Origin of the sequence: Fischerella muscicola PCC 7414 (genome assembly GCF_000317205.1) — a bacterium.
Lineage (GTDB): Bacteria > Cyanobacteriota > Cyanobacteriia > Cyanobacteriales > Nostocaceae > Fischerella > Fischerella muscicola.
In genome coordinates this window covers 52,517-70,406 of sequence record NZ_AJLK01000086.1, presented here as the reverse complement: position 1 = coordinate 70,406, position 17,890 = coordinate 52,517, and the positions used below count along the sequence as shown (strand labels likewise).

Annotated in this window: 11 protein-coding genes; 8 read left to right on the top strand and 3 right to left on the bottom strand. The window is 41.6% G+C overall.

Annotated features, from left to right (window positions below; all coding sequences use genetic code 11):
* Positions 1-261: 261 nt before the first annotated feature.
* Both UYI_RS0112955 and UYI_RS0112945 read right to left on the bottom strand, forming a co-directional pair.
* Positions 262-2,955, bottom strand: coding sequence for a polynucleotide kinase-phosphatase (locus tag UYI_RS0112955; protein ID WP_016867086.1), 2,694 nt, complete (start codon positions 2,953-2,955; stop codon positions 262-264).
* 816 nt (positions 2,956-3,771) lie between these two features.
* Positions 3,772-5,163, bottom strand: coding sequence for a 3' terminal RNA ribose 2'-O-methyltransferase Hen1 (locus tag UYI_RS0112945; RefSeq protein WP_016867084.1), 1,392 nt, complete (start codon positions 5,161-5,163; stop codon positions 3,772-3,774).
* A gap of 194 nt (positions 5,164-5,357) precedes the next feature.
* Here UYI_RS0112945 and fni point away from each other — a divergent pair, with 194 nt between their 5' ends.
* The 3 genes from fni to UYI_RS0112930 all read left to right on the top strand — a co-directional run bounded on the left by fni (position 5,358) and on the right by UYI_RS0112930 (position 8,980).
* Complete coding sequence (fni, locus tag UYI_RS0112940; RefSeq protein WP_016867083.1) at positions 5,358-6,407, top strand: type 2 isopentenyl-diphosphate Delta-isomerase; 1,050 nt, start codon at positions 5,358-5,360, stop codon at positions 6,405-6,407.
* A 285-nt stretch (positions 6,408-6,692) separates the two neighbouring features.
* A complete protein-coding gene (gene sppA / locus UYI_RS0112935; RefSeq protein ID WP_016867082.1) occupies positions 6,693-8,525 on the top strand; it encodes a signal peptide peptidase SppA in 1,833 nt (610 codons plus the stop codon).
* A gap of 203 nt (positions 8,526-8,728) precedes the next feature.
* A complete protein-coding gene (locus UYI_RS0112930) occupies positions 8,729-8,980 on the top strand; it encodes a TIGR02450 family Trp-rich protein (RefSeq protein WP_016867081.1) in 252 nt (83 codons plus the stop codon).
* 241 nt (positions 8,981-9,221) lie between these two features.
* Here UYI_RS0112930 and UYI_RS0112925 read toward each other — a convergent pair whose 3' ends face one another.
* Positions 9,222-9,794: a Uma2 family endonuclease gene (locus tag UYI_RS0112925; protein WP_016867080.1), complete on the bottom strand. Its 573-nt coding sequence runs from the start codon at positions 9,792-9,794 to the stop codon at positions 9,222-9,224.
* A 700-nt stretch (positions 9,795-10,494) separates the two neighbouring features.
* On the opposite strand from UYI_RS0112925, the gene bchL reads away from it, so the two are divergent.
* The 5 genes from bchL to UYI_RS0112895 all read left to right on the top strand — a co-directional run bounded on the left by bchL (position 10,495) and on the right by UYI_RS0112895 (position 17,878).
* Positions 10,495-11,361 (top strand): ferredoxin:protochlorophyllide reductase (ATP-dependent) iron-sulfur ATP-binding protein, encoded by an 867-nt coding sequence (gene bchL / locus UYI_RS0112915; RefSeq protein WP_016867078.1) that lies wholly within the window; start codon positions 10,495-10,497, stop codon positions 11,359-11,361.
* A gap of 24 nt (positions 11,362-11,385) precedes the next feature.
* Positions 11,386-12,192, top strand: coding sequence for a DUF5331 domain-containing protein (locus UYI_RS0112910; RefSeq protein ID WP_016867077.1), 807 nt, complete (start codon positions 11,386-11,388; stop codon positions 12,190-12,192).
* Between the two features lie 114 nt (positions 12,193-12,306).
* Complete coding sequence (locus UYI_RS0112905; RefSeq protein ID WP_016867076.1) at positions 12,307-13,707, top strand: ferredoxin:protochlorophyllide reductase (ATP-dependent) subunit N; 1,401 nt, start codon at positions 12,307-12,309, stop codon at positions 13,705-13,707.
* Positions 13,708-14,312: 605 nt separating this feature from the next.
* Positions 14,313-16,463, top strand: coding sequence for a peptidase domain-containing ABC transporter (locus UYI_RS0112900; RefSeq protein WP_016867075.1), 2,151 nt, complete (start codon positions 14,313-14,315; stop codon positions 16,461-16,463).
* Between the two features lie 14 nt (positions 16,464-16,477).
* The gene (locus UYI_RS0112895; RefSeq protein WP_016867074.1) at positions 16,478-17,878 is read left to right on the top strand and encodes an HlyD family efflux transporter periplasmic adaptor subunit; all 1,401 of its coding nucleotides are present in this window, start codon (positions 16,478-16,480) and stop codon (positions 17,876-17,878) included.
* The last annotated feature ends 12 nt before the right edge of the window (positions 17,879-17,890 follow it).

The following is a 17,890-nucleotide window of genomic DNA, read 5'->3' as shown; positions in this document are numbered from 1 at the left end:
TTTAGTTAGTGGTTAGTGGTTGGTGGTTAGTGGTTAGTGGTTAGTGGTTAGTGGTTAGTGGTTAGTGGTTAGTGGTTGGTGGTTAGTGGTTAGTGGTTAGTAGTTAGTGGTTAGTGGCTAGTGGTTAGTAGTTAGTGGTTAGTGGTTAGTAGTTAGTGGTTAGTGGCTAGTGGTCAGAACTTCCCCATCTCCCCATCTCCCCACCTCCCCAGCCTCCCCACCTCCCCATCACCCCATCTCCCTATCTCCCCATCTTCTCCCTCACAACCTCGGATCTACAGGTTCACTCTCTAATGCCAAAATTCCCACAATACATTCATGGACACGGCGTAGAGGTGCATGAGTAATGAAGCGTTCCAATGCTTCCACACCCAACGCAAATTCCCGCTTTGCCAAGGAACACTTGAGTGTTAATCCTCGTTGACGTAAACGTTGCATGTTTTCAGGTGCTGAGTACTCTAAACCATAAATCATTCGCAAATACTCTTGTCCGCGACATTTCACCGCAGGTTGAATAATTCCTCGACTGCTTTTGACAATAAATTGCATTGGTTTCACAACTATACCTTCACCTCCCATAGCTGTTAATTCTTCCCACCAATGTACACCTTCTGCTTCACTGCTTGGGTCTGTTAAATCTATTACCTTATATGCTGTTGGTAAAAGTAAGTCGGGGTCATGCAGAGCAATTTTTGCTACTTCCTGCATGTGCCATTGATGGTCTTTGTCAGTGTGGACGGCTGTTTCTGTTGCCAAGATGTGAAAAGGTGCAAGTTTATAGTCAGAAATATGCTCAACTGGCCAGCAGTAGCGACGGTAAGCTGTGACATACTTTTCAGTCATCTCGGCTTTTTGTTGATAATTGCTCAATTGCACAGTTACATCTATCCCACGTTGTTGTGCCCTCTCCAGCAAGGTTACAGCCTCACCCAGCGCTAGGCGTGATGCTACACCAACGGGAGCATATTGTTCTCGTAATAGTCCTTGAGCTTTAGCTGACAAAGGCATCAGTTCACAGTCTAGACATACCCAGTCAGTATGAAAATTTTCCCAGAAGCCACTATTGGTAAGGCAGGTATTTAACCTATCTAACAGTTCTGTTTCGAGAGTAGAGTGATCAAAAAATCTTCTGCCTGTGCGGGTGTAGCAAATACCAATACCCTCATTCACAATGCCAAAGCGCTTTTTAGCTGCTGTTTCATCCCGGCACACAATCACCACTGCTCGGGAATCCATGTGCTTTTCCTCACAGATGACTTGTGTAATTCCCCGGTGACGATAATAAGCAAAGGCCTGTTCGGGGTGTTCCAAATATCCCAGTTGTTGGGATGTTTCTACTGGAGACATGGTGGGTGGTAGATAAATCAACCATTTGGGATTGGCTGCAAAACGGCTGATTACCTCTAAAGCTGCGATCGCATTTTCTTCTCGAATTTTTATATTAGGTACTAGGCGGGTATTAATAATGCGGTTACCCAGCACATCATCAATATTTAACACATCATCCAGTTGCTGCTGGAATGTCATTGCTTCTGTCACAACCTTGTCAATGGGTTTGGCAGGTTGGCTGTAAGCATGGGCAGCAGGAACACTCACTAATTCCTTTTCTGGATAGCGCAAGGCTGTGAGTTTGCCTCCAAAAACACAACCTGTGTCAATGTTAATAGTATTGTTGAGCCATTCTGCGGAAAGTACAGGCGTGTGTCCATAGACGACCATTGCTTGACCCCGGTATTCTGCTGCCCAGTTGTAACGGATGGGTAAGCCAAACTCGTCGATTTCTCCTGTTGTTTCACCATATAAAGCAAATTCTCGCACCTGAGCTGAGCCTCGTCCTTGATATTCTTCCTTCATCCCAGCATGAGCAACCACTAACCGACCATCATCAAGAACATAATGGCTCACCAAAGTATCTAAAAATTCTTTCAATTCTTTAGTATGGTTTTCACGCCATTCTGCTGGCAAAGCTTCTATCTCCGCCAAAGTTTTCTCTAAACCATGATTTACCTTGACATTCTTACCCCGTAATTTCCGCAAAAATTTGTTTTCATGATTACCAGGAACGCATATAGCTGTCCCTGCTACCACCATATTTCGTACCAATTTAACCGTATCGAGAATACGTGGTCCTCGGTCTACTAAATCACCCAGAAAAACAGCTTTACGCCCTTGGGGATGGTAGTAGGTGGGAGCATCCCAGAGGGTGGGGGTGGGGAGGTGGGGGGCTAGGGGTTCCCACTTTGTGGGGTTGGGGGGCAATGGGGAGGTGCGAGGAGTGGGGGGAGTGGGGGAAGATGAGGAAGCAATTTCTCCTCCTTGTCCCCCAAGTCGTCCTCCTTTGACATACCCTAATTTTTCCAACAGGGCTTCTAGTTCATCACAACAGCCGTGGATGTCACCGATGATGTCAAAGGGCCCGTGTTCATACTTGCGATTGTTCCATAGGGGTTGACGTTCAATTTTTACGGTATCAATTTCTGCTACTGAATTAAGAATATATACGTAGCGAAAGCCTTCTCGTTCTAGTCCCCGCAACGAACGTCGTAACATTTGGATTTGACGCCGGACTACATGAGAACCAAACTGACGGTTTGGGCGTTGTTGATTACGTTGGTGACATACTTCTTCTGGTAGATTGAGAGCGATCGCTACTGGGAAAAAATGGTATTTTCGTGCTAACTGAACAAAAATTTTTCGGTCTTCTGGTTGGACATTAGTCGCATCAATAACGGTCAGTTTTCCTGCTGCGAGTCGTTTAGTAGTGATAAAGTGCAGGACATCAAAAGCATCTTTGGTTGCAAATTGATTATTCTCATCATCTGATACCAATCCCCGACAGAAATCTGAGGATAACACTTCAAAAGGTTGAAAAAGTCTGCGTGCAAAGGTCGATTTACCAGCGCCAGAAGCACCGATGAGAACAACTAAAGAAAGTTCGGGAATAGTTAGTTTCATAGTTCGTGTTGGTTATTTATCGTTAGTAGGGCGCACAGCTAGCTAGCTGTGCGCCCTACAGTGGTTGGTGGTTTTTCTCCACTGTTCCACTCTCTGTTCCTCATTCCCTTTAATAGACCTCTTGCACAAAGATTTTTTACCCCACCCTAACCCTCCTCATTCACACAGAGGGAATTAATACCATTTCACAAATTTATTGATACAAATCTTCTCCCTTGTCTTCCTTTTGTTCCTTCTTGGTCGCCCAATGTATCAGACTTATAGTGAAACGGTATAAATCTTCCCCTCGTTCACGGGCGGATTGAGGGGGGTTTTGAGAATTCATGCAAGAGTTATAATCCTGGAGGTTTCTAAGACAGTTAGTTTTTTGAAAACTACTCTTCCAGATTTGATATGGGTGCAAGTAAACCAATTTATGCAGGTTATCTGCTTAATTTTTATCTGCCCTTCGGACAAGGCAGAAGGCAGACGGCAGACGGCAGAAGGGAAGAAAAGTTTTAAGTTTTAAGGTAATGCCCAACAGCCCCCACAAACTGGGTTGGGTGACTCCTACGCTTATCTACGATGAGCGTGGTCTTCATTCAATTAGAGGATATCCCAATCCCCCCTAATTGCCTCCTGCCTCCTGCCCTCTGCCTCCTGCCCTCTGCCTCCTGCCCTCTGCCTCCTGCCCTCTGCCTCCTGCCCTCTGCCCTCTGCCCTCTGCCCTCTGCCTCCTGCCTCCTGCCCTCTGCCCTCTGCCTCCTGCCTCCTGCCCTCTGCCCTCTGCCTCCTGCCCTCTGCCCTCTGCCTCCTGCCCTCTGCCTCCTGCCTTCTTCATTTTGCGTATTGCTTGAATATTGCCATCTGGGTTGGAGAACCGAGTTCTGCATCTTCTTCTCCTACCGGTTGAAATTCCACGCTATAACCAAAGCGTTGTGTAATACCCTTTGCCCAAGTTTGAAACTCTGTTCGTGTCCATTCAAAACGGTGATCTTTGTGGCGTAGTTTCCCAGCAGGTAGTCTCTCAAATTTAATGTTGTACTCAATATTTGGTGTAGTTAAAATTACAAGTCTTGGTTTAGCAAACTCGAACAAAACCCGCTCAAATGCTTCTAAACGAGCCAAATCTAGATGTTCGATTACCTCAATGACTGTAGCTGCATCGTATCTATTGAAACGTTTATCTTGGTAAGTGAGTGCGCCTTGAATCAGTTGCAAACGGTTCCATTGGTTACGGGGTAAGCACAGACGGTCTAGCCTTTCTTTAGCGACCTCTAAGGAACGATAGGAAACATCAACACCCGTAACTTGCTCAAAAAAGCTATCTTGGATCAGTATTTTTAGTAAATTGCCTTGACCACACCCCAAATCAATCACCCGTTTTGCGCCATGATTCTTGAGGGCAGCAACTACAGCATTCATTCTTTGTTGGTTGAGGCTAAGTGGCTTTTCGACGGCTGCTTCTTCTTGAGTGTGTCTTTCTTGTGCCTGGTCTGGATCAAGAATTTCTTCCTGGGTCAATTGGGCTAAAGCCGCACGAGTTAGATAGTGTTGGCGTTTGAGGTAGCGTCTGGTAATTTGTTCTCGCGCCGGATGGGTATGCAGCCAACCTTCACCATGACGCAGTAGCTTTTCGACTTCTTCATCTCCGACCCAGTAGTGTTTATCATCATCAAGTACTGGTATAAGTACGTAGAGATGATTGAGAAATTCGCTAAGAGTGAGGGTGTGTTGTAGCTCAACTGTATAATATTGGCTTTGCCCCCATTCCGGAAATTTTTCATCAAGGGGATGACCTATGGCGCTAACAGAGTAGCCTAAAGGTTCAAATAATTGCCGTAAAAATACTTCACCACCCCGGCAGGGTAAAACAGGTAATCTTGCAACTAAGGGGATAGGAGTTTGTGCTAGTTCCTGCTTCTGTTGGCAACGACCAGCAAGGGCTGTATTGAAGACTTGAGCGATCGCTACACTTAAAAACGAAGAAGCAACGTAAGGGCGATCGCTTACGTATTGCTTGATAGTTGAACTATGTCCCCGCACCAATCTCACGGGGTCAATTTCCAACAACAGCGCCGCAGTACAACGCTGGGTGTCTGCTTCTGGATAGAATACATGTGCCTGTCCAAAGGCCAGAGCAAAGGACTGGCAACGATCTGGGTGTTTATGTAGTAGGTAGCCTAACTCTGTCGCAGGCTGATGTGTAGTGGAAATTGTCAACAGCATTCACTTTGCGTCAAGTTGAACATGAGAAAGTTTAATGATTACTACTACTGTAAAATCTCTGATTACACAAAAATTCTTCTATTTACTGGCAAATTTATTCGCTTTGTCTTTCCCCTACACTCTTATCTCCTCACACCCCTATTTCTTGACACAATAGAAATTACAATATCCTCATCCTCGAAAATTACCTACTCGTGAACACGCCCATCAGCCCATCCGCCGCTACCCAAATTCGTAAAGCCGATCACATCCGCATTTGCCTAGAAGAAGATGTGCAATTCCAACAAACTACTGATGGATTAGAAAACTATCGTTTTAGCCATTGTTGTTTGCCGGAACTTGATCACAATGACATTGATCTCAGCACTACTTTTTTAGGAAAGCAGTTAGGCGCACCATTATTAATTTCTTCCATGACTGGAGGAACCTCAGAAGCGGGGATGATTAACCGTCGTCTAGCGGAAGTCGCCCAACACTATAAATTTGCTATGGGTGTCGGTTCTCAACGTATAGCTGTAGAAAAACCTTCTGTGGCTGATACCTTTGCTGTGCGCAAATATGCCCCAGATGTTCTCCTGTTTGCCAATCTCGGTGCTGTGCAACTCAACTATGATTACGGCTTAGATGAATGTCTGCGAGTTGTTGATATTTTGGAAGCTGATGCCTTGATTTTGCATCTCAACCCATTGCAAGAGTGCATTCAACCTCGAGGTGATAAGAATTTTAGGGGATTGCTTGACAAAATATCTAAATTATGCTCACAGATCAAAGTCCCTGTTATTGCTAAAGAAGTAGGCAATGGTATTTCAGCAACAATGGCACAGAAGCTGATTGCAGCAGGCGTAAAGGCGATTGATGTAGCTGGTGCAGGTGGCACTTCTTGGGCAAAAGTAGAAAGTGAAAGAGCCGAAAATCCCTTACAACGGCGTTTGGGTCGAACCTTTGCAGATTGGGGTTTACCAACGGCGGAGTGCATAACCAACATTCGTGCAGTTGCACCAACAGTACCTCTCATTGCTTCTGGCGGATTACGTCATGGACTGGATGTGGCGAAAGCTTTGGCACTGGGAGCAGATATAGCTGGTTTAGCAATGCCATTTTTGCAAGCTGCTGCTTCCTCAGAAGCTGCTGTCTACGACTTAGGCGAAGTATTAATTGCTGAAATAACTACAGTGCTATTCTGTACTGGTAACGCTACTATCAAGCAACTACAGTGTTCAGGAAGTTTAGAGCATATAAAATAAGCATAAACTCATCTATATTTGTTAGCTTAGGTGATAGGTGTGGGGTAGTGGGTGTAAATATCAAACTAAAAAAATAAAGTCATTAGTTATGAATATTGATAGTTGGTTGTTGGTTGTTGATAGTTGATTGTTGGTTGTTGATTGTTGGTTGTTGATTGTTGATTGTTTTTTAATCATCTCCAATAACTAATGACCAATGACTAATGACCAATGACTAATGACCAATGACTAATGACCAATGACTAATGACCAATGACTAATGACCAATGACTAAGTAAAGACAATATGCAGAATTTTATTAAACAAACTTTTGCTAGTTTAGTTGGAAGTATCCTGGGATTATTTATTTTTTTTGGTTTAGGAACTACAGGATTGTTGTTGCTGTTGTTTGCTGCATCTCAAAATCCAGGGCCAGTAGTCAAAGATAAATCAATGGTAGTTTTTGACTTATCAATGAAAATCACCGATGGAGAACCAAGTTCTAGTCAACTACTCCAACAAGTATTATCCGGTGAAGAACAAAAACAAATGAGTCTCCGCAGTATTCTGGATGCGATCGAAAAAGCACGGCGTGATCAGCGTATTGTTGGGATCTATTTAGATGCGACTCGTATTTCTGGAAGTGACAACACAGCAGGCTTTGCTACCTTTAAAGAAATTCGCCAAGCATTAGCAAAGTTTCGTGCTGCTGGTAAGAAGGTTATAGCCTACGGCATGGACTGGGGAGAACGGGAATATTATTTAAGTTCAGTAGCGGATACAATTGTGTTGAACCCGTTGGGGGCAATGGAAATCAATGGCTTGAGTTCTCAACCGATGTTTTTGGCAGGCGCGTTGCAAAAGTATGGTATTGGTGTACAAGTCGTGCGGGTAGGAAAGTTCAAGGGAGCAGTTGAACCGTTTGTACTTAATAAGCTAAGTCCAGAGAACCGCCAACAAACTCAGAAATTATTGGATGATGTCTGGACAGAGTGGCGTAATGCAGTTGGATATAGCCGTAAAATTACTCCCGGAAAATTACAGGCGATCGCAGATAACCAAGCCTTTTTACAGGCAGAACAAGCTAAAAGCAATGGTTTGGTGGATAAACTTGGCTATTTTGATCAAGTGGTTGCTGATCTCAAACAGTTGACAGATAGCGACAAAGATGACAGAACCTTCCGGCAAATTTCCCTAAGTGAATACGCACAAGTCCCTGGTAAATCTTTAGGTACAGGACGCAATTCTAAAAACAAAATTGCTGTAGTTTATGCTGAGGGAGAAATTGTTGATGGTCAAGGTAGCGATGGGGAAATAGGCGGTGATAGCTTTGCTAGAATTTTCCGCAAGCTACGACAAGAGGAGGACGTCAAAGCGATCGTTTTGAGGATCAATAGTCCTGGTGGTAGTGCAACAGCAGCAGAAGTGATGCAACGGGAAGTACGCTTAACTCGCGAGAAAAAACCAGTTGTTGTATCGATGGGTGATGTTGCTGCTTCTGGTGGCTATTGGATTGCTAGCGACTCTAACCGTATTTTTGCTGAACCAAATACAATCACGGGTTCAATAGGTGTGTTTGGACTGCTATTTAATGCTCAAGAACTAGCCAACAATAACGGCATCACTTGGGATACAGTTAAAACTGGACGCTATGCTGATAGTCAAACTATTTCTCGTCCTAAAACTCCTGAAGAATTGGCAATTTACCAGCGCAGTGTCAACAAAATCTATAATATATTTCTTGGTAAAGTTGCCCAAGGTCGCAATATTCCAGAAACAAAGGTAGCAGAAATTGCCCAAGGTCGTGTTTGGTCAGGTACCGCAGCAAAAAACATTGGTTTAGTCGATGAAATTGGCGGTTTGGATACTGCTATTGAATACGCTGCTAAACAAGCAAAACTCGGCAATAACTGGGAATTACAAGAGTATCCCCAATATGGCACTTTGGAAGAACGTATTTTGGGAAAAGTTCCAGAACAAACAAAAGCTGCATTGAATTTGGATGAACAAAAACTGCAATTACCAGATCCATTAACAGGTGAATTAAAAAAACTAAAAGCAGAAATTGCGACTCTGCAAAAGATGAATGATCCGCAGGGTATGTATGCTCGTTTGCCTTTTAATTTGAAAATTGAATAAGTTTTTTGTTTAGTAGTGTTTTGCGTGAATTTGTAGTGTTTTGAAACGCAGAGAGAAGTTTGAGCGGAGGTTTCCTCCGATCAAAGCTTCGGTGGGGGCGCAAAGGAAAACGCAAAGGGACGCAGAGTTCGGATAGAGGAATTTCGCTATGATTTAATGCAACTGACTACTAACTACTAACCACTAACCACTAACACTCAAAGATGACCAAAAAACAAAAGTTTCCTTATTTAGTTGGTTCTAAGTGGACTGCACAAAAAAAAGTAGATGGTTGGCGACATTTTGAAGTTGTCAACCGTAAAAATCAAGGTAAGTGGGTATATGCTGAAATGGTTGCTTCTTGTGACCCCAATGTTCGTTTTTGGCTGAATGCCAAGCTATTACAAGATCGTTCTCAATGGCATCCTGGGTGGCAATCTTTGGATGAATTAGAAAAAGAGTTGTCGCAAAGCTAATTTGTACATGTCCGCTTGAGGACTTATATTATCCGTTGGGGTTGGTAATTGGTGAACCAGCGCGCCCCAAGGGGGGTTTTCCCCATGAGCGTAAGCGCGAACCCGTAAGGGTAATGGATAATTGGTGATAATTGGTTATTTTTTCACCATGCTGAATTCTCAATATCCCAGCTTTATATCGTAAGCAATTAGTCGGGCATGATACAAGTGGTCTATTAGACCTGATAAATAATCTCTAAATTTAGGGAATTTTTGCTTGTTGGAAGATTTGTTGAGGTGTAATTTGTAGATTTTCAAATAAGGAATCTTCTAAACTATCAGTACCACGCTTAGTTTGGGGAAGAGCATCGGGATAAAAAATAGTAATAGTTTTTGCTTTAGTGTCAATAATCCAAACCCGTTGAACTTTAGCTTTCAGATAATCTGTTGCTTTTTCTGTCATTTCACCGAAACTTTGACCAGGTGAGATAATTTCAATAACTAGTTCGGGTGCAACAGGACAAGCCTCATCTCGCAACCAATCAGCAGCAAGACGGTTATAAGAAATATAAGTTAAATCTGGTACAGGAACCCAATCTTGTTGATTTCGTGTTAGTTTAATTGCCCATTCAATTACAACCCGTCCCTTTCCTTGTGCCCATGCAGACAATAGTATAAATAACGCACCTGTTATAGAACTATGAAAAAATTTTGGTGACATTTCATCGTTTTTGAATTTCGCAACAGCTTCTCCGTCAATTAGTTCGTAGATGATGTCTCCTTCGGGAAGTGCGAGGAATTCTTCAAGGGTGAGTTGGGTTTTGAGTTGAATCATGGTTAGTTTGGGAGTTGGAGATTGATGGCGATCGCATACTCTCTCGAAGTGAAGGAGGATTTAGCCAATCTAGGGAAATGTAATAATTTTTTATATTTTCTGAGTCATGCCTCAAAATTAGCGATCGCTGAGTTTGGCGGTTAGTTTGCAACTGCCTATTTTTTGCCTATCAAAATCAGCACTGATGTTATGAAAATGACATTTCTATGCCAGCAGAGGATACAGATGAGGCTTCACTAAAATTTTCACAACAGGATCTATGGCTGTTTTTAAACCCATCAAGCAAACCTATCCTTCTCAACGAAGGGTAGGATTTTCGATTTGATTTACTTAAGTAGTGCTTCAGCACAATAGAGTATTAATACTCTTCTACCATAAGTTCTTTTTGATGAAAACCATATGAATTAGGAAAATATATTTTTTGTATTTTGTAACTATTTTATGTATTTATAATTATTAAATTTTAAAAATATCATTTTTTTTGAATTTTTGAAAAATTAATATGCTATTAATATCAATTTGCAATTAAATAAATCTCAATACTTTTGCTAACGGCATCATTCAATTTTTAATCCCCTTTATTTTCAGTTTTTTTTGGACAATAATGACACTTGAAGACTTCACACATCGCTTTTGCACGCGGTGCTGCAAGTGTTTGAGCCAAACTTTTTTATAAAAAAACCATAAGAGGCAAAAAACAGTGAAATTAGCAGTTTACGGAAAAGGCGGTATTGGTAAATCTACAACTAGCTGTAATATTTCCGTCGCTTTAGCCAAACGCGGCAAGAAAGTTTTGCAAATTGGCTGCGACCCCAAACACGACAGCACCTTCACCCTTACCGGCTTTTTGATTCCGACGATTATTGATACTCTACAAGAGAAGGATTACCACTACGAAGATATTTGGCCAGAAGATGTGATCTACAAAGGCTATGGTGGTGTAGATTGCGTCGAAGCAGGTGGTCCACCCGCAGGTGCAGGATGCGGCGGTTATGTAGTTGGCGAGACAGTAAAATTACTGAAAGAACTCAACGCTTTTGATGAATATGATGTGATTTTGTTTGACGTTCTCGGTGACGTTGTTTGTGGAGGTTTTGCTGCACCTCTGAATTATGCAGACTATTGTATAATTGTTACTGACAATGGCTTTGATGCCTTATTTGCTGCTAACCGGATTGCTGCTTCTGTACGAGAAAAAGCACGGACTCACCCACTACGTCTAGCTGGGTTGATTGGCAATCGCACATCTAAACGTGACTTGATCGATAAATACGTAGAAGCTGTACCGATGCCAGTTTTAGAAGTTCTGCCTTTGATTGAAGATATCCGTGTTTCCCGTGTTAAGGGCAAGACTTTGTTTGAGATGGCAGATGTAGACCCTTCTTTGAACTACGTTTGCGATTATTACTTAAACATCGCGGATCAACTTTTGGCACTACCAGAAGGTGTTGTTCCCAAAGATGCCCAAGATAGGGAATTATTCTCTTTATTATCCGATTTTTACTTAAATCCGAATAAACCACAGGTTCCTAATCCGGAAGAAGAATTAGACTTGATGATTGTATAAATCATCTGATCTCAGGATGGGAATATGGCCTTCTTCTATAGCTTTACAGATTCACTCAAGCAAAAATGGTTGCAATTTTTTCAAGTCAATCGTGACTGGATTAAGTTGCACATGGAGGTAGAATCAGTCTATACGCCTGATGGCGGTAAGCGACCACCATCCTACCTCATCCTGGGAGTAGCTAACGCGCTCGAACCGAAGCTAGCGCAGTTAATGCTACCTTTTTCTAAATTGAATCCTGATGCAGATACCTTGGTTGAGGTGCTGGATTTAAATTTTGATCCTGATATTGTTCTTGGAAACCGTGTTATTCCTAAATCAGAGGAATCGCTACAAGAAGATGAATCAGCGATTGTCATGGAAGAAACATCCCATGATCAAACGTTGACAAATCAACAGACTAATGATAATGAGAACAATGCGATCGCCCATGATTTGGAAATGAGCTACGACCATGAAGAAACACTCATGGTTCCTGATAGCATGGTACAGGATGAACGCAGAGCTATGTCAACGGAACATCTCAATGGCTCCAATGAGAATTTACCATCCCAAGGTCACAACTCTCACAACGAGTCGCAGCAAACATACCAATCAGATGCAGCAGATGAATTTGGCGATATTTCCTTTGATGCCATGAAGGAAGCAGACAGCACAATCTCCGCCACAGCTGCGCCTGAAGAAAACGAATTTGCTGATGTGTTGTCGGATGTTTGGAGTACTGAGACAGGTTCGCTCAAGAGTGAATCAAATACAGATTTTTTTGGGGAAGAACTATCAAATAACGGTTTTGATGACTCGGAAATTGCCCGTCTCTTCCCCAACACGTAAATACACAGTTAGGAGTTTAGTCAATTGTCCAGAGTCAAGAGTTTTTACTAGTAACGATTGACAATTGACAATTGACAATTGACTCTTAAAAAATTAAGGGGAGAATATATCAAAATGACTCTTGCTCAACCAGAAGCTTTAAATTTTGAGTGTGAAACAGGTAATTACCATACCTTTTGCCCTATTAGCTGTGTAGCTTGGTTGTACCAAAAAATTGAAGATAGCTTCTTTTTAGTAATTGGTACAAAAACTTGTGGCTACTTCCTGCAAAATGCGATGGGGGTAATGATTTTTGCAGAACCCCGTTACGCAATGGCAGAGTTAGAAGAAGGCGACATTTCAGCACAACTGAATGATTATGAGGAATTAAAGCGCTTGTGCTTACAGATCAAACGCGATCGCAACCCCAGCGTGATTGTCTGGATCGGCACTTGCACTACCGAAATCATCAAAATGGATTTAGAAGGTTTGGCCCCCAAACTGGAAGCCGAAATCGGTATCCCCATTGTTGTCGCCCGTGCTAACGGCTTAGACTACGCCTTCACCCAAGGAGAAGACACAGTCTTAGCAGCAATGGCTACACGTTGCCCAGATAAAGCCCCTGTGGTAGAAGCAGAGAAAAACGAGCGCAACGCTATTCAAAAACTACTCAACTTCGGTAAGAAGAAAGAAGAAGTTGCCCAAGAAGAGTCTGAGTACGTAAATCACCCACCGCTAGTACTATTTGGTTCACTCCCCGATCCCGTAGTTACTCAGCTGACTCTAGAACTGAAAAAGCAAGGTATTAAAGTTTCTGGCTGGCTACCTGCCAAACGTTTTACAGAACTGCCTGTAATTGAAGAAGGGTATTATGTTGCTGGTGTCAACCCCTTCCTCAGCCGCACCGCTACAACTCTCATGCGGCGTCGCAAATGCAAACTCATCGGCGCACCCTTCCCGATCGGTCCAGATGGTACCCGTGCTTGGATTGAGAAAATTTGCTCGGTTTTTGGTATTACCCCCCAAGGTTTAGACGAACGAGAAGCCCAAATTTGGGAAGGTTTGGAAGAATACGTCAAACTCATTCGTGGCAAGTCTGTATTCTTCATGGGCGACAATTTGTTGGAAGTTTCCCTCGCCCGCTTCTTGGTACGCTGCGGTATGACTGTGCATGAAATTGGCATTCCCTATATGGACAAGCGCTACCAAGCTGCTGAATTAGTCTTGCTGGAGAAGACTTGCAAGGAAATGGGCGTACCTATGCCCAAGATTGTTGAGAAACCAGACAACTACAATCAAGTCCAGCGAATTTATGAGTTGCAGCCTGACTTGGTAATTACTGGTATGGCTCACGCCAACCCCTTAGAAGCACGTGGGATTAACACCAAATGGTCTGTAGAATTTACATTTGCTCAAATTCACGGTTTTACCAACGCCCGTGACATCCTTGAATTGGTCACTCGTCCCCTACGTCGCAATAACAGCCTCAAAGATTTAGGTTGGGACAAATTAGTGAAGGAAGAAGCCAAAGTTTAATAATTATCAGTGAGCAGTTATCAATTTAGTTGGAATCCACTCAAATAAATGTTCACTGTAAGTGTATAGTAATTGAAAGTTTTTGCCTTCCGCCTCTGGGTTAGCTATCACTCATTACACAGGGATTCCTGTAGATAAAAACGAAGGCAAACGGAGCGATCGCAATTAAGCGATCGCTTTTTATAGTGGCATAACACCATATTTAAGCCCCTCTCCGACACGGAGAGGGGTTTGGGGTGAGGTTCCGTAGAACTCACGTTCCTTTAAGCTTTCAGACCAAAACTTTAGTTTAGGACGTGGTAGTTCATTATTGCTAATCTGCACTCTGGTTGCATATAGGCTTGACAAATAATAGATTCCAGATATTTTGTAGATGTAAACAATTTATTGAACAATCAAAACAAAAGTAATCGAATTTTAGGTATGAGGTAACTCAATTCATAATTTTATAAATATAAATATTAAAGAATAAAAGAAATATATTTTTTGATATTAAAATTTTGATTTTTACTCAATTAATAATTACTTGTTATTAATCAGTATGGAATGATTAATTTGCATTATTTCTAAAGTAAATTAAAAAAATTAAAAAGCATTTTAACTTTATGAAATATGCTCACGTCTTACAACATAGCAAAGAAGATTGTGGCGCAGCTTGTCTTGCTTCAATTACAAAATATTACGGACGTAACTTTACTCTAAACCACATCCGTGAAGTCGTGGGTACTGGACAATTTGGAACAACTTTGTTGGGACTCAAACGAGGTGCTGAAAGACTCGGTTTTAATGCTCGTCCTGTTAAAACTTCATCAGAAGTCTTAAACCGAATCAATGAAGCACCCCTACCAGCAATTATTCATTGGAAAGGCCATCATTGGGTAGTTTTATACGGTAAGAAAGGCAAAAAATATGTAGTAGCCGATCCTGCTGTAGGGCTGCGGTATCTAACTTTACAAGATTTAGCAGAGGGTTGGGCAGATTGGTTAATGCTTTTACTAGAGCCAGATCCAATCAGGTTTTATGCCCAACAGAACGATCGCATCGGTAGCTTTTGGAGTTTCTTCAAGCGCATCTGGAATTTTCGGGCAATTCTAGCTCAAGCATTACCCCTTAACCTTCTTTTGGGGTTACTATCTTTAGCTTCTCCTTTTCTGTTACAAATTCTCACTGATGATGTGCTAGTTCGGGGTGATACAAAACTCCTCACTAATATGGCGATCGCTGTGGTAGTCATGAATGTGATTTCTAGCAGTTTATCGTGGGTGCAGTCTAACTTAATTGCTCACTTTGCCCAACGCCTACAATTGGGTCTAGTTCTAGAATTTGGACGTCAAATTTTGCAGTTACCACTCTCTTACTATGAAACTCGTCGTAGTGGAGAAATTGTCAGTCGCCTACAAGATATTCACCAAATTAATCAGTTAGTTTCTCAAATTGTTGTTAGTCTACCTAGTAAATTTTTTATTGCCATAATTTCCTTGGCATTGATGGCTTTTTATAGCCATAAACTGACAATATTAGCTCTCATTATTTCTATATTAATGGTAATATCTACAGTGATATTTCAGCCCAAATTGCAACAAAAAACTCGTGAGATTTTAGTGACAGAATCTGAAGCTCAAGGTGTTTTAGTAGAAACATTTAAAGGTGCTATTACTCTCAAAACTACTACAGCATTGCCGCATTTTTGGGAGGAATTCCAAAGTCGATTTGGGCGAATTTCTACTCTGACATTAAGCACAATGCAGATTGGTATCAACAATCATATATTCTCTAATTTAGTTTCTGGGATAGGTAGTGTTGTATTGCTTTGGTTTGGCGGAAATTTAGTAATTAATCCAGATGAGAACCTTAGTATTGGGCAATTACTTGCATTTAACTCGATGAATGGTAATTTCCTCAGTTTTATTGCTATTGTAATTACTTTTGTAGATGAATTTACTAAAGTAAAAATCGCCACACAACGCCTTACAGAAGTTATAGATGCTACTCCAGAAAATCAAGGTGATGAAACAAAGCAGTTCGCTACAATTTCTGGAGATGCTGACATTACTTGTAGTCATATCAGCTTTCATTATCCTGGCCAAGTTGAACTGCTAGAAGATTTTTCTTTAACAATTCCTGGTGGAAAAGTTATCGCTATAATTGGTAAATCTGGTTGTGGTAAAAGCACTATAGCTAAAATAATTGCAGGTCTATATCCACTCAAATCTGGTAATATCCGCCTGGGAATTTATAATCTAGAAGACTTCTGTTTGGATTGTCTTCGTCAACAGGTAATTTTAGTTCCTCAAGACGCTCACTTTTGGAGTCGCTCTATTATTGAAAACTTTCGTTTAGGAGCGCCTTATCTTACATTTGAGCAGATTGTGAAAGCTTGTCAAGTTACAGAAGCAGATGATTTTATTAGTAAACTTCCTAATAAATATCAAACTATTTTGGGTGAGTTTGGAGCAAATCTTTCTGGTGGACAACGCCAACGCCTAGCAATAGCAAGAGCTATTGTTACAGATCCACCAGTGTTAATTTTGGATGAATCTACTAGCGGGCTTGATCCAGTGAGTGAAGCGCAAGTTCTAGATCAGTTACTGAAGCATCGTCATGGTAAAACCACGATTTTGATTAGCCACCGCCCCCAGGTAATTAATCGTGCTGACTGGATTGTATTGCTAGATCAAGGTAAGTTAAAAATTCAAGGTTCGCTGATGCAATTGCGCTGCCAATCTGGAGAGCATTTGAAATTTTTAAATCCTTAATTATTCAGGTAATTATGCTCTACACTCATAATAAAAAGCTTCTGCCATCAATTCAAAATGAAGATTTTCTGCCTCCTGTTAGTCGTTGGACATCCTTAACAGGACTTTTTCTGATCGGGAGTATTGTCACTAGCATTAGTCTCTGTTCATGGATGAAATACAATGTGACGGTAAAAGCTACTGCCTTTGTGCGTCCTACAGGAGAAAATAGGCTAGTACAATCGAAAATTGAAGGGACTGTTAAAAGTATTTTGGTTAAAGAAAATCAATTTGTCAAACAAGGAGAAGCGATCGCTTATCTGGAAAATCAACAATTGCAAATCAAAAATAGCCAGCTGCAAGGTAATATCCAACAGGATAAGTTACAAATCGCGCAAATTAATGCTCAGATTAAAGCTTTAGATGCCCAGATGCTTGCTGAAGCAAGAGTTGCAGCGGGGACAGTAGCTTCTGCTAAAGCAGATTTGGAGCGTAATCAATGGGAATATCAACACCAGAAAATTATCACCAACAGTGAATTACTTGCAGCTCAAGCAAATTTGCAAAAAGCTAAAGCAGACTTGCAAAAAGCTCAAGCCGATTTAAGTTTTGCAGAGATGGATCGCGATCGCTATCAGCAATTAGCAGAAATTGGTGCAATTGGGAAGCGGGAATTTGAGCAGAAAAAGCTAGTTGTGAAGCAAACTAAAGCCATGCTTGAAGCTGAAAAAAAAGCTGTTGAGATCGCTCAAGCTCAAGTGCAATCAGCTAAAGCCGCTGTTAATCCTACCACTGCTAAAGTGGCGATCGCTCAAAAGCGCATTACCCAAGAAACTGCTAGAGGTAAAGCAACTATCGCTGCTTTAAAAAAAGAAAAACAAGCCTTAATTCAGCGTCGAGTTGCAATACAAAACCAAGTCGCACAATCTCAAAAAGAACTCCAGCAAGTTACCAATCAACTGCAAGATACAATTGTGCGTGCAACTAGTGATGGTATAGTCCTCAAACTCAATTTGCGAAACCCTGGCCAAGTGCTGCAAGTAAGCGAGGCGATCGCTGAAATTGCTCCTAATAATGCTCCTGTTATTATTAAAGCAATCATTCCCACGCAAGAGATCAAAAATGTTGCCGTTGGTCAAAAAGTACAATTGCGAATTGATGCCTGTCCTTATCCTGATTATGGGACTCTTAAAGGCGTTGTTGCAGTTGTTTCTCCAGACGCAATTACATCTACAAGCAACAATATAGATGCAGCAAAATCAGGATCTGCTAGCTATTTTGAAGCGACGATTCAGCCTCAAAGTCTCACATTTGGAAATGGTGAGCGCCAGTGTCAGATTCAATCAGGGATGCAGGCAAAAGCTGACATTATTTCTAGAGAAGAGACAGTACTGCAATTTATGTTGAGAAAAGCTAGGTTAGTTACTGATTTATAAGTATTTTTCCCT

What these genes read in the sequence shown, in the direction of transcription:
- UYI_RS0112955 (WP_016867086.1), bottom strand. Translation starts at nt 2,955, where the DNA reads ATGAAACTAACTATTCCCGAACTTTCTTTAGTTGTTCTCATCGGTGCT.
- UYI_RS0112945 (WP_016867084.1), bottom strand. Translation starts at nt 5,163, where the DNA reads ATGCTGTTGACAATTTCCACTACACATCAGCCTGCGACAGAGTTAGGC.
- sppA (WP_016867082.1), top strand. Translation starts at nt 6,693, where the DNA reads ATGCAGAATTTTATTAAACAAACTTTTGCTAGTTTAGTTGGAAGTATC.
- UYI_RS0112930 (WP_016867081.1), top strand. Translation starts at nt 8,729, where the DNA reads ATGACCAAAAAACAAAAGTTTCCTTATTTAGTTGGTTCTAAGTGGACT.
- UYI_RS0112925 (WP_016867080.1), bottom strand. Translation starts at nt 9,794, where the DNA reads ATGATTCAACTCAAAACCCAACTCACCCTTGAAGAATTCCTCGCACTT.
- UYI_RS0112910 (WP_016867077.1), top strand. Translation starts at nt 11,386, where the DNA reads ATGGCCTTCTTCTATAGCTTTACAGATTCACTCAAGCAAAAATGGTTG.
- UYI_RS0112905 (WP_016867076.1), top strand. Translation starts at nt 12,307, where the DNA reads ATGACTCTTGCTCAACCAGAAGCTTTAAATTTTGAGTGTGAAACAGGT.
- UYI_RS0112900 (WP_016867075.1), top strand. Translation starts at nt 14,313, where the DNA reads ATGAAATATGCTCACGTCTTACAACATAGCAAAGAAGATTGTGGCGCA.
- UYI_RS0112895 (WP_016867074.1), top strand. Translation starts at nt 16,478, where the DNA reads ATGCTCTACACTCATAATAAAAAGCTTCTGCCATCAATTCAAAATGAA.